Source organism: Cellulophaga sp. F20128, assembly GCF_023015805.1.
Classification (GTDB): Bacteria; Bacteroidota; Bacteroidia; order Flavobacteriales; family Flavobacteriaceae; genus Cellulophaga.
In genome coordinates, this window is sequence record NZ_JALKBA010000001.1 from 1 (window position 1) to 12,686 (window position 12,686).

Sequence of the window (12,686 nt, forward strand, 5' to 3'; positions counted from 1 at the left end):
TTCTTCAAATTGCATTTGAATTCATCACAAGACGGATTATTTTTAACGAAACCTCACTTCAAGTTTTACGCTCTGTTTTTGTAGGTCGTTTTTTTATCCTCGCTTAAAAAGTGGAAAGCACCAATATGTCTCCCGACCATCCGGGGCGAGTGAAATTCTACTTTCAGAATTTTGTATCGAGAACCTTTTGAACACATTGACTTCATAATACTAATTATTTTACCACTACTGCTCCAAAATAATTCACTCGAAGTGACAGTTGAACTATAATTTGAAATCGTACAAAGTAGTCAGTTCGAGTGTTTTTTGTGTAATGAAATGAAACAAAAAATGTATCGAGAACCTTTTGAACACATTGACTTCTCGATACTAAATATTTTACCACTACTGCTCCAAAATAATTCACTCGAAGTGACAGTTGAACTATAAATTAAATTAGTATAAAGTAGTCAGTTCGAGTGTTTTTTGTGGAATAAAATGAAACGAAAAATGTATCTAGAACCTATTGAAACTAAAAACTTCTTAAAATTCTCCTATGAAAATGGGAAGCAACCGCGGTTATATGTTGGTTGTTGGTTAAAAATTAATGCAAATGTTTAGTCCTTCAACTTCTTACTTTGTACTAAAAACTTAATAATTAACGGCAGGACATTTACAATCGTACTTATTTTCAGAAACCTGTCCGAAATTATACCCTAAGGTAATTTGATGAAAGCCACCATTGTCAAATCGGATATCTCCCATTTGATACGAATAATTGTAGGAGACTAAAAAGTTATTGTAATTAACCCCAACAATAGGAGTTACCAATTGCAAGCGTTGTTCTTTAACTCCTCCACTGTTGTTTTGATACAAAGCGCCATCAAAACTACGTCTGTAAGAGATCCCGCCCCAAACGGTACCAAAATCCATTTTTTTATACACCTTGGCATTCATATCTATGGTTTTTTCCTTGGTAAAATCGGTCATCTGCAACATAACGGAAGGCTCTAACAGCCAATCGCTTTTACCAAAAACATACCCAACAGAAATCAAATAGCGCCTTAGGTTGTCTACCACAGCTACATTGGCTTGGTCTTGCCTGTTTTGATAGTATACATTACGCTTGCTATTTAAAACATTTAAAACAGTGGCGTGTGCGTATAGTTCCATAAAATTATAGGAAACTCCTAAATCCATATTGTAGTAGGAAGAACTGATATTTCCTCCGGTAACAATAGGATCTGGTATTACTGAGTTAAATTCGCTCTCATCCAAATTACTTTGCATTAAACCGGCACTTAACCCAAAAGAGATTTGATTTAAATTTCTTAAATCTCTAGAAAATCGCAGGTGATGTGCATAGGTTAATTTTAATCCTGTTTGCGAATGATAGCCATTGGCATCATTGAAAATAATAGCTCCTACCCCACTTTTTTCGTTCACTCTATAGTGTGCATTTATGGTTTGGAGGTTGGGTGCATCTTCTACATCAAACCATTGTTTTCGGATGGTGGCCCGTATTTTACCCCCTTCACCTATTCCAGCCATTGATGGATGCACTAAATAGTAATTATCCGATAAATAATCAAAATAAACAGGGATTCCCTCTTGTGCGGCTACCGTACTATTACCGAATAGCAAAAGAGAGAATAAGGCGAATACAAATTGTTTCATAAAATAGGGCTCAAAGTATCAAATATATAGTAAAACGTTTATAACCACAATATTATTATCTATGGATGGTATGATTGATTTTGTTTGTACTTTTGTAAAAATTACTTTTAAGATGAAAGAACACAACATAACGACGTATACAACGACAAATCCGGCCATATTAAAGTTTGAAACAAATCACTTTATAACTAAAAATAATAGTTATGAATACAAGAATATTGATGACGCTAAAAACTCTCCTTTGGCGCAGCAATTATTTTATTTACCCTTTATTAAAACGGTTTACATTTCGGGTAATTTTATTGCCCTAGAGCGCTTTGATATTGTAGCTTGGGATGATGTGCGCGAAGAAGTTGCACAGCAATTGGTAGAGTATTTAAATAGTGGTGAAGCGGTTGTTCATGAAGAGTCTGATCCACAAAGTGTACCTGCAACCGTCTATGCAGAAAACACTCCAAATCCTGCAGCAATGCGATTTGTAGCCAACAAACTAATTGTTCCTACTATTTTTGAGTTTAAAAATAGTGAGGAAGCCAAAGATTCTGAATTGGCAACTGCATTGTTTGCCTTTCCTTTTGTAAAAGAAGTTTTCTTAGATGAAAATTATGTTTCTATAACAAAGACAGAAGCGGCAGATTGGAATGAAATTACCATTGAAATTAGGGAACGCATTCAAAATTTCTTACTGGAAGGCAAAGAAGTGGTTTCTGCCAATAGCATTGCCAAACAAAAAGAAGAAGCTCCTACTAGTCAATCGAAAAGTAAAAACTTAGATGATATTTCTAATGAAATTATCGATATTTTAGAAGAATATGTAAAACCCGCAGTTGCCAGTGATGGAGGTAATATTCTATTCCAATCTTACGAAGTGGACACCAAAATAGTAAACGTGGTCTTACAAGGTGCATGTAGTGGCTGTCCGTCTTCTACTTTTACCCTTAAAAACGGGATAGAAAACATGCTTAAAAACATGATGGGCGACAAAATAAGTGAGGTTGTAGCCGTAAACGGTTAGTCTTCATTTTATACTTCAATTATATTTCATTATATTTAAGGAAATATAAACCCTATTAGTTATGGCTATTTTAAAAGTAATTGAAGTATTGTCTAACTCAGACAAAAGTTGGGAAGACGCAACAAAAAAAGCAGTGGTACAGGCATCTAAGTCGGTCAAAAACATTAAATCTGTCTATGTAAAAGAGCAAAGTGCGATTGTAAAAGACGGCGAAGTATCAGAATTCAGGGTGAATGTTAAAATCACCTTTGAAGTAAAATAATAATTTTATAGTGGAATACTATTCATTGGCGTCTTTCTTAAAGGCGCCTTTTTCATAAAATACAATGGCAAAAAATAGCTTTTTAATTACTTTTTTCGCTCTAATTGTCGTGGGGTGCCAAGGTCAAAAGAAACCAGGAATGACACACAAATACACCAATGCCTTAGTGACAGAAACCAGTCCGTACCTACTGCAACATGCTCACAATCCGGTACACTGGAATCCCTGGAGTCCAGAACTATTGGAGCGGGCACAAAAAGAGGATAAACTTTTATTAATAAGCATTGGGTATGCCGCTTGCCATTGGTGCCATGTCATGGAAAAAGAGTGCTTTGAAGACGAAGAGGTTGCCGCCATGATGAATGAAAAATTTATCAACATTAAAATAGACCGCGAAGAACGCCCGGATATAGACCATATTTATATGGATGCCTTGCAAATGATGACGGGTAGTGGTGGTTGGCCGCTAAACATTGTTGCACTCCCCAATGGAAAACCTTTTTGGGGCGCTACTTATGTAGAAAAAGACAAGTGGATAAAATCCTTAACCGAACTCTCTAATCTGTACCTAAAGGACAAGTCCAAAATAACGGAATATGCAGACAAACTAGCAGAAGGTATAAAATCTGTAAATTTAGTAGAGACCAAAGCGGAAGCCACAAGTTACAGTATGCAACAATTGGATGCGGCAGTAAAAAATTGGTCACAGCATTTTGACACTACTTTAGGTGGAAACAAACAAGCTCCAAAATTCATGATGCCCGCCAACTACAACTTTCTGTTGCATTATGGTACTGCAACAGAAGATGCTGCTATTTTAGAGTACACCAACACCAGTTTAACGAAAATGGCTTACGGAGGCGTTTATGATCACGTACGAGGTGGATTTTCAAGATATGCCACAGACACCAAATGGCATATTCCTCATTTTGAAAAAATGTTGTACGACAACGGACAGTTAACCAGCTTATACGCCCAAGCTTATGCGGCCACAAACAATCCGCTGTATAAGAAAGTCGTTCAGGAAACCATTGCTTTTACCACAAGGGAGTTAATGAACAAAGAATATGCTTTTTATTCCTCCCTAGACGCAGATTCCTATACAGAAAAAGGAACACTAGAAGAAGGTGCCTATTATGTTTGGAAAAAAGAAAAACTACAAGCCTTACTAGCAGACCGCTTCGAAATTTTTAAAGACTATTACAATATTAGCAATTACGGACTTTGGGAACATCAAAACTATGTGCTTATACGCAACAAATCGGATAGCGAAGTCGCCCAAAAACACAAGATAACACAGCAGCAGCTAACAACTACCTTAGAAGAATGCAAAGCGATCTTAAAAGAGGAGCAAACCAATAGGAAGAGACCCAGGCTAGACGATAAAATCCTTACTTCTTGGAACGGATTAATGTTAAAGGGTTTAATTGATGCCTACACCTATTTGGGGGATGAAGAATACCTAAATATCGCATTAAAAAATGCCGCATTCCTAAAAACCAAAATGATTAAAAAAGACCATAGTATTTATAGAAATCATAAAAATGGCAAGAGCAATATCAATGGTTTTCTAGAAGATTACGCCACTGTAATTGAAGCGTACATCGCCTTATACCAAGTAACCTTTGATGAATCGTGGTTACAAATCGCCAAAGACCTCAACGATTATTGCCTAAACAATTTCTACGACAGCAGCAATGGCATGTTTTACTTTACATCTCAAGAGGATACCTTTGTCATTAGAAGAACTGTAGAGACAACAGACAATGTAATCCCGGCATCAAACTCTATCATGGCTAAAAACCTTTTTGTACTCTCTAAATATTTTCCCAATGAAAATTATGCACAGAAAGCATCTCATATGGTAAAGAACGTACAACAGCATTTTCATGAAAATGGGGGCAGTTATGCAAATTGGTTGCAATTGGCATTACAGCAAGATTTGCCGTTTTACGAGATTGCTATAGTTGGCAAAGATTACCGTAAAAAGGCAAAAGAGTTACACGCGTCTTATACGCCCAATGCCATCTTAGCAGGCACAGCAAAAACTAGCAAATTAGAGCTGCTACAAGGCCGGCATGATCCTAACAACACCCTTATATATGTATGTCAACACGGAAGTTGCAAATTACCACAGACGGAGGCCACTGCCGCCTTACAGCAACTGACATATACAGACTAAAAGTTTTAAAAATAATGTTAAAGCCTGTGCAAAAGAGTTTAAAAATTCTTTGCTTTGCAGTCTTAAAAAAATAAATATGATGGATAAGTTGATGGATTACGAAGAGCATGCGCAAAAGTTTATCGATAAATTTTGGGAGGTATTACCCAATCTTATTGTTGCCATAATCATTTTAATTGTTGGCCTTTGGGTAAGTAAATTCGTGAACCGTATAGTGCGTAAATTTTTTGAGGCGAAAGACTACGATCCTACCTTAGAAACTTTCTTACAAAGCTTTATCAAAGCAGCATTAAAGGTTATTGTATTTGTCTTGGTAATTACCCAATTAGGAGTGCAATCATCTTCGTTAGTCGCTATAATCGGTGCTGCCGGTTTAGCTGTTGGTTTGGCCTTACAAGGATCCCTCGCCAATTTTGCCGGCGGTGTTTTAATTTTATTGTTTAAACCCTTTAAAGTGGGCGACTTTATTTCAGCCCAAGGTGTAGACGGAACTGTAAAAGAGATCTCAATATTTACGACAAAACTAAATACCTTTGGCAATCAAATTGCAATTATCCCCAACGGACAATTATCAAACAACAATATTGTAAACTACAACGTAGAAAGCACCCGAAGAGATAAGATTACAGTAGGAATTGGTTATACTTCTAATATTAAATTAGCAAAAGAAATTCTATTGCTAATTTGTTCCGAAAAAGAGATCATCCTCAAGGAGCCTATGCCCGAAGTTTATGTAGATGAATTAGCAGACAGCTCCGTAAACCTTTCCTTGCGATTTTGGGCTAATAATGCAGATTTCTGGGCAGCTCATTTTTATGTTTTGGAAGAAATTAAACACAGGTTCGACGATAACGATATTGAAATTCCGTTTCCGCAACGTGTGGTACAAAATGCACTTAAGTAATACAAAATAAAACACTGTCACTAGCCTCATTTAAGATACATTTAAATGAGGCTATTTTTTTGATTTTGGTTTTTGCACCATAAAATCTTTTAAATAATAGGGCTCAAAATAGGCCACATCTTCAAAGGCAGACGCCTCAAAACTGCGGTGCGATAACGAACACATTTCTTTGGCAGATGGAACGGCATCTACCAGAAACTTCAAAACATCATTACGCAAAGTGTCTTTTATCTTTTGTGCCCCAGACCCAATAACATATATGGTTTTATAGCTGTCTAGGATATCTTGGTACGAAGTTTCATCTATTATTTTGGCCTCTGTTTCTTGTATCTGATTAAAATCAGCATCAAACACGGCAGAATACACCTCCATACGCCTTGCGTCTAAAACTGAGACTACAACTTCACTTTTACCCAAAGTGAGCTGATGCGCCATACTAGACAGTGTAGGGACCGCAATTAAAGGGATGTCTAACGAAAAGCACAAACCCTTAGCTGCAGAAACACCAATGCGCAAACCCGTATAAGAACCTGGGCCCTTACTAACCGCTATAGCGTTTAGGTCTGATATTACCACCCCAGCAGTTTCCAAAACCTCAACAATAAAAAGGTGCAACTGCTCTGCATGTGAATAGCCTGCGCTATCAAACTCCTTTAAGGATAGTAGCTTACCATTCTTTGCCACACTTACAGAACAATTGGTGGTTGCCGTCTCTATATTTAAAATCAATGCCATAGGTTTGCAAAGATAAGTCTTAAACTGAAAAAAGTCCATTAAGAGTAATTCTTAATGGACTTTAGGGTACTTTTTTTATGCCTATTCTAAGGTGATGGGCAATCCAAAATAGATTTCCAATATTTTAATTCTAAAAATATAATCGTATTTGGCACGAATAACATCGATCTCCGCATTGTCTAATCTGCTTTGCGCCTGACTATAATCGAACGCATTCATCAATTCAACATTGTAGCGTTCTTTGGCAAAATCAAATGCTAGTTTTCTAGCCGCCAAGGTTTTCTGTGCTGCTTCATACGATTTAGCAAAAGACCTCACATCTAAATACGCCTGATTTACATTGGCCTCTAAAGCCAACTTATCTTGTGTTGCTCTTAATTTGGAGGACTCTAAGTTAATTTTAGACCGCTTAATACCGTTCTTTACACTAAATCCATTAAAGATTGGTATACTCAAATTCATTCCATAACCAATACCATCATTTTCAGTCAACTGATCCCCAAAATTAGCGCCAGATAATTTACGCACAAAACTAGAGTAACTTGTGTTGTATCCAATGGATGCGCCTAGCCTAGGATATAAAGCACCTTTTGCTATTTTTACATCCTTTTCTGCGATTTCAATATTTGTTTCCGCTAATTTTATATCACTTCTATAAGACAAAGCCTTTCCATAAATTTCATTTGCGGAATAATTAAAAACATCAGAAGGGGGAACTTCATAACTTTCATCGGCAATATCAAAATTTTCATAATCCGTAATTTGCAATAACTGTGCTAAAAACAACCGGTTTAAAAGCACGTTATTTTCACCACTTACTTGCTGCTGTTCTAAAGTTGCAATGGTTGCTTCCAATTCTAGTAAATTCCCTTTAGGAAGTACGCCTGCATCAACCAATTCTTTGGTACGCTCGTACTCTTCATTTGCAATTGTAATTTGTAGTTCAATTGCCTTTAAAGCCTCTTTGCTCGATAATACTTGCAAATAAGAGTTGGCCACATTAAGTACAATATCATCTTTCATATCATCCAATTGATACTGACTGGCAATAGTACTTAGCTTGGCTCGCTGTAGGGTATTTACGTTTCGTAACCCGTCAAAAAGAGTGACTCCCGAAGACACTCCTCCGTTTAGGGAGAAAAATGTTCCTGATATTCTTTCATTGGTCGTCTGATCAAATCCTGATCCTCTATTCCATGACCCGTTAGAAGAAGCATTTAAACTGGGTAAGAAATTTCCAAAGGCATCAGACTCTCCTATTTTGGTATTCTCCAATTGTAATTGCAACTGTGCTATGGTTAAATTGTTTTCCAAAGCATAGGCAACACACTCTTCAATACTCCATTTTTTTTCTTGAGCGCTAACCAACCCCAAGGCCAATAGAGATAATAGTATAGTTATCTTTAATTTCATAATTATAAATTGATGATTTCTTATCTTTTATTTTTCTGTTTCTTCCGCTTCATCACCCTTCTTAATTGGCTCAGTTTTGTTCCAGATTTTAACCTCATCATTCTCTGTAAGTCCAGAAACCACCTCCACATTAACACCGTCAGAAATTCCAATTTCAATATCCTTGCGCTCAAACTGTTGCTCCCCAATAGAAACTTCAACATAAGGCTTGTTTGTTTTTCTATCAAATTGCAATAAGGCTTCTGGTATAACCATTATATCTTTTTTACTCTCCAACACTAAAGAAGCATTAGCGCTATAACCAGCTCTAACCATAAAATTATCATCAATAACAACTTCACCCTCAATTTTAAACTGAACAGCTCCAGTTTCCTCTACTCCTTTAGGAGCTATAAACCGAAGGGTAGCATCAAACTCTTTGTTATCAATAGCACCCAAGCTTACTTTTAGCGGCATACCTACTTTCAATTTTCCAACCTCTGCTTCATCTACCTTACCCTCAAAAATCATCTTTTTTAAATCTGCAATAGATGCTATAGTTGTACCATCATTAAAGTTATTACTCTCAATCACCTGATCCCCAACCTCTACAGGAATTTCAAGTATTGTACCGCTTACAGTAGCTCTAATATTAGTATTGGCACTAGAAGAGCCACCAGCAGAACCTTTTTTGATAATTTGATAATCGGATTGTGCATTAGATAGGTTTTGTAACGCCTGATCATACTGGAGTTTAACGGTATTAAAATCTTGACTAGAAATAACATCCTTATCAAATAGCGATTTATTTCTTTCAAATTCGATTTTAATATTACTCAAGCTTAACTGGGCATTCTTAACCCTACCACTAGCCTGATTTAAAGATTGCTCGTTAGGAACAACTTTTATCAGAGCAATTAGGTCACCAGATTTTACTTCAACACCTTCTTCTAGGTATATTTTATCGATGATACCAGATATCTGAGGCTTAATTTCTACTTCCTCCTCTGGCACTACTTTACCAGTTGCTACCGATTTCTTCTCGATAGTTGCTATAAACGGTTTTTTAGTTTCAAACTCAATAGAAGACTTGCTATTGGTCTTAATAAAGAAGGTAATAGCCCATAATGCAGCTAAGACCGCCACTCCTATTAATATATATTTTACTACTTTGTTCATTGTGTTTTATTTAGTTATTTATAGTTGTTTGTTTTACTCTTCTCTTAATGCATCAATAGGCTTTATGCTTACAGCTCTTTGTGCTGGAATTAAACCAATTAAAGTTCCTAAAATCACCATTATTGCAAGTGCTCCCAAAACATAAGGTATGGGCAAGGTTGGGTTGGTATATGGGAAATCGGTTCCTTGAGTTAGGTAGTCAATAAGCCTTAGCACCATAGCTCCTAAAATAATTCCAAGGATACCAGCCACGATGGTTAGAAAAACCGATTCTAGTATTATTTGATTTCGAACTTCACTAGGTGTTGCACCCAACGCCCTTCTTACGCCCAATTCTTTTGTTCTTTCTTTTACAGAGATTAATAAGATATTCCCAATACTTATAACCCCAGCCAAAATAGTAGCAATACCAACAATAAGAGACAAAAAGGTAAGTCCCTTTGCAAAACCAGTAATTCTTTTAAAGATCTCACCTAAATTAAAAGCTCCAAAAGCCCTTTCGTCATCTGGATTTACCCTATGGATACTTTTCAAGACATTCTTGACATCTTTTTCCGCTTGTATTACGTCTGCATCATCATAGGCCGCAATGGTAAGCCAATCTACATTATCTCCAGTGTTGTATAATTTTTTATAAGTAGTATAAGGAATATACATGTCTGTCTCACTTTCAAAGCCTCCCCCTGGGATAAACTTATGTACGCCTACAATTTGAAAATAAATATTATCTACTTTTATAAATTCTCCAATAGGATTTTCACCTATTTCAAATATCTCTTTCTGTGTTCGTTCTCCAATAACAACCACCTTTCTAGCCTGATCTATATCCGCATCATTAATAAAGCGGCCGCCATCAAATATTTTTTTTGTAGCTATTTTGGTATAAATTGGATAATCGCCATACACAGGTGAGGTTCCTGTTTTCTGACCTCTAACCACGGTTGCAGGTGCTCCGCCAAACACTCCTTTCGCATTTCTAGGGGCTATATACTGAATCTCAGGGATTCTATTTTTTAGCGTATTTACATCCTTAAGCTTAAGCTGCAGTGGTCTACCTGTTTTAAACCCCTCGTAAGGCATGCTCGTACTTTGGGCCCACACAAACATACTGTTCATTGCAGTACTCTCAAAGGCACGTTCAAAACCATTATCTAAACCTTTTGCTGCTCCTGCTAAGGCAATATAAATAAAGATCCCCCATAACACCCCAATGACGGTTATTATAGTTCTGGTCTTATTCTTCCCAATAGAACCAAATATTTCTTGCCAAGTATTGCTGTCAAATATAAATCTCATATTATTCGTCTCTTAAAGCTACAATTGGTTTTATTCTAGCTGCTTTTCTAGCAGGAACATACCCTGCTATTGCTCCACAAATGATAAGAAGTATGGTTGCAAAAATTGCAATTCCCATATCTATATATGGATCTGTTATAAAATAAGCTTCTAACTTTTCACCCATAGAGCTCAATAGTACAACACCCATCATCATTCCAAAAAAACCAGAGATTGTTGTTATAAAAATAGACTCTAAAAGAATGGTACCAATAACCGCTTTAGGGGTTGCTCCTAATGCTTTTCTTATCCCTAATTCTTTGGTGCGTTCTTTAACCACAAAAACCATAATATTACTAATCCCAATAATTCCGGCGATGATAGTTCCCAAGGCCACAAAGGAAACAATTAATTGCAGCACTTTTGCCAATTGCTGGTTCTGCTTTAAATTATCTGCGACATTATTTATAAAGATTCCATTTTGATCATTGGGGTTTATAAACTTCTTACTCTTCAAAAATTTCTCAATACTTTTTTCTAAGGTCATTGCCCCGGAATATCCTATTTGAGGCTTAAAACCAAGTATGATTTGGTTTATTTTATCTGTGTTTTTATCTATGAGTTGCTTCGTTGAATAGGGAATATATATCATCCGCTCCTCATTGTCTCCGCCATCATCCTGAAAAACACCTATTACTTTATAAGAACTACCTGTGATATCTATGAATTCTCCAATAGCATTTTCTCTGCCAAATAAATCTTCCTCTACCAGCCTTCCAATTACTGCATATTTTGTTTTATTTTCAATATCTAAATCATTTATAAAGCGCCCCTTCATCATAATGGTTTTCTCATTATATTGATGAGAAGGCCCTACTGCCCTTGTTCTATAACCATTAGATTCGTTCTTATATTTGACCATCCCATTTCCATTTATCCGAGGTGTAACATAGTCAATGAACATGGCAAAATTTTCTTCAATATCCTTTAAATCGCTATTGTCAAATTCAATTCTACGATTGGCTTTGTAACCAGCATAGGGCACCGAAGTATTTCCAGGGTATATAAAAAGAACATTGGTAGCGTCGTCTCCAAAAAATTTATTAAATGTATTTGTTAATCCATTTCCAAATCCATACAACACCACAAAGATAAAAATACCTATAGCTACAGTAAAACCAGATAAAAATGTTCTGAGTTTATTTTTTTGAATAGTTTCGAAAATTTCTTTCCAGGCATCTCTACTGAACATACTCTGAGGCTCTTACTTGATCAACTTTTTTATCCTCGACAATTACACCATCTTTTAAGTGAACAATACGCTTGCACATGGCAGCGATGTCCGGCTCATGAGTAACCACTAATATGGTATTTCCTGCATCGTTAATTTTCTGAATAAGATCCATTACTTCATAGGATGTTTTACTGTCTAATGCACCTGTTGGCTCATCTGCCATAAGTACTTTTGGTTCGGCTGCTAGCGCTCTTGCTATGGCAACACGTTGTTTTTGACCCCCAGACAATTCACTAGGCAAATGACCTGCCCATTCTTTTAAACCAACCTGCTCCAAGTACTTTAAGGCTTTTTCTTGACGTTCTTTTCTACCCACTCCTTGGTAATACAAAGGAAGGGCTACATTTTCCATAGCGTTCTTGTAATTGATAAGGTTGAACGATTGAAAGACAAAACCTAAAAATTTATTTCTGTATTGTGCCGCCTTGGTTTCGTTAAGATTGATAATGGGAACCCCATCTAAGGTATACGAACCTTCATCCAAAACATCTAACATCCCTAAAATATTTAGAAGGGTAGATTTTCCTGAACCTGATGATCCCATAATGGCTACTAATTCTCCCGCTTCTACATTAAAATTTATCCCCTTTAAAACATGTAGTGTATTACTACCCATTTTATAGGATTTATGAAGATTTTTAATTTCTATCATTGTTTATTATTTTAGGATTGATGAAATACTGGCACCCATTATTTGAATTGACACAAGGAAAAACTCAAACTGATTTAGCCCCAATACATTGGTAAGACTACCAAACTATGAAGTTGTTACAGAAAAAATGTAAAAAAAAT

11 protein-coding genes are annotated in these 12,686 nt (G+C 36.3%); 4 read left to right on the top strand and 7 right to left on the bottom strand.

Translation table 11 applies throughout. From position 1 onward, the window contains the following. Nucleotides 1–630: 630 nt before the first annotated feature. A complete protein-coding gene (locus MWU65_RS00005; protein WP_247074570.1) occupies nucleotides 631–1,656 on the bottom strand; it encodes a type IX secretion system membrane protein PorP/SprF in 1,026 nt (341 codons plus the stop codon). A 112-nt stretch (nucleotides 1,657–1,768) separates the two neighbouring features. Between MWU65_RS00005 and MWU65_RS00010 the strand changes: the two genes are divergently transcribed. From MWU65_RS00010 to MWU65_RS00025, 4 genes are all read left to right on the top strand, one after another. Continuing rightward, nucleotides 1,769–2,671, top strand: coding sequence for a NifU family protein (locus tag MWU65_RS00010; protein ID WP_247074571.1), 903 nt, complete (start codon nucleotides 1,769–1,771; stop codon nucleotides 2,669–2,671). Between the two features lie 61 nt (nucleotides 2,672–2,732). Next, nucleotides 2,733–2,933, top strand: coding sequence for a dodecin family protein (locus MWU65_RS00015; protein ID WP_247074572.1), 201 nt, complete (start codon nucleotides 2,733–2,735; stop codon nucleotides 2,931–2,933). A gap of 139 nt (nucleotides 2,934–3,072) precedes the next feature. Beyond that, nucleotides 3,073–5,115, top strand: a complete 2,043-nt coding sequence (locus MWU65_RS00020) for a thioredoxin domain-containing protein (protein ID WP_247074573.1) — start codon at nucleotides 3,073–3,075, stop codon at nucleotides 5,113–5,115. A gap of 79 nt (nucleotides 5,116–5,194) precedes the next feature. Continuing rightward, nucleotides 5,195–6,019 (top strand): mechanosensitive ion channel domain-containing protein, encoded by an 825-nt coding sequence (locus MWU65_RS00025; protein WP_247075375.1) that lies wholly within the window; start codon nucleotides 5,195–5,197, stop codon nucleotides 6,017–6,019. A 51-nt stretch (nucleotides 6,020–6,070) separates the two neighbouring features. On the opposite strand, the gene tsaB is transcribed toward MWU65_RS00025, so the two are convergent. From tsaB to MWU65_RS00055, 6 genes are all read right to left on the bottom strand, one after another. After that, nucleotides 6,071–6,754, bottom strand: a complete 684-nt coding sequence (gene tsaB, locus MWU65_RS00030) for a tRNA (adenosine(37)-N6)-threonylcarbamoyltransferase complex dimerization subunit type 1 TsaB (protein ID WP_247074574.1) — start codon at nucleotides 6,752–6,754, stop codon at nucleotides 6,071–6,073. Nucleotides 6,755–6,835: 81 nt separating this feature from the next. After that, on the bottom strand, nucleotides 6,836–8,167 hold the full coding sequence (locus tag MWU65_RS00035; RefSeq protein ID WP_247074575.1) for a TolC family protein: 1,332 nt from the start codon (nucleotides 8,165–8,167) through the stop codon (nucleotides 6,836–6,838). 27 nt (nucleotides 8,168–8,194) lie between these two features. After that, complete coding sequence (locus tag MWU65_RS00040; RefSeq protein ID WP_247074576.1) at nucleotides 8,195–9,325, bottom strand: efflux RND transporter periplasmic adaptor subunit; 1,131 nt, start codon at nucleotides 9,323–9,325, stop codon at nucleotides 8,195–8,197. 33 nt (nucleotides 9,326–9,358) lie between these two features. Further along, entirely contained in the window at nucleotides 9,359–10,621 is a 1,263-nt protein-coding gene (locus MWU65_RS00045) for an ABC transporter permease (RefSeq protein ID WP_247074577.1), read from the bottom strand. Between the two features lies 1 nt (nucleotide 10,622). Then, nucleotides 10,623–11,852 carry an ABC transporter permease gene (locus tag MWU65_RS00050; RefSeq protein ID WP_247074578.1) on the bottom strand — a complete coding sequence of 410 codons (1,230 nt, stop codon included), beginning with the start codon at nucleotides 11,850–11,852 and terminating at the stop codon, nucleotides 10,623–10,625. Continuing rightward, the gene (locus tag MWU65_RS00055; RefSeq protein ID WP_247074579.1) at nucleotides 11,842–12,546 is read right to left on the bottom strand and encodes an ABC transporter ATP-binding protein; all 705 of its coding nucleotides are present in this window, start codon (nucleotides 12,544–12,546) and stop codon (nucleotides 11,842–11,844) included. The genes MWU65_RS00050 and MWU65_RS00055 overlap by 11 nt, the downstream gene beginning before the upstream one ends. Nucleotides 12,547–12,686 lie beyond the last annotated feature (140 nt).

Coding starts and splice junctions, on each gene's coding strand:
- MWU65_RS00005 (WP_247074570.1), bottom strand. CDS start 1,656: ATGAAACAATTTGTATTCGCCTTATTCTCTCTTTTGCTATTCGGTAAT.
- MWU65_RS00010 (WP_247074571.1), top strand. CDS start 1,769: ATGAAAGAACACAACATAACGACGTATACAACGACAAATCCGGCCATA.
- MWU65_RS00015 (WP_247074572.1), top strand. CDS start 2,733: ATGGCTATTTTAAAAGTAATTGAAGTATTGTCTAACTCAGACAAAAGT.
- MWU65_RS00020 (WP_247074573.1), top strand. CDS start 3,073: ATGACACACAAATACACCAATGCCTTAGTGACAGAAACCAGTCCGTAC.
- MWU65_RS00025 (WP_247075375.1), top strand. CDS start 5,195: ATGGATAAGTTGATGGATTACGAAGAGCATGCGCAAAAGTTTATCGAT.
- tsaB (WP_247074574.1), bottom strand. CDS start 6,754: ATGGCATTGATTTTAAATATAGAGACGGCAACCACCAATTGTTCTGTA.
- MWU65_RS00035 (WP_247074575.1), bottom strand. CDS start 8,167: ATGAAATTAAAGATAACTATACTATTATCTCTATTGGCCTTGGGGTTG.
- MWU65_RS00040 (WP_247074576.1), bottom strand. CDS start 9,325: ATGAACAAAGTAGTAAAATATATATTAATAGGAGTGGCGGTCTTAGCT.
- MWU65_RS00045 (WP_247074577.1), bottom strand. CDS start 10,621: ATGAGATTTATATTTGACAGCAATACTTGGCAAGAAATATTTGGTTCT.
- MWU65_RS00050 (WP_247074578.1), bottom strand. CDS start 11,852: ATGTTCAGTAGAGATGCCTGGAAAGAAATTTTCGAAACTATTCAAAAA.
- MWU65_RS00055 (WP_247074579.1), bottom strand. CDS start 12,546: ATGATAGAAATTAAAAATCTTCATAAATCCTATAAAATGGGTAGTAAT.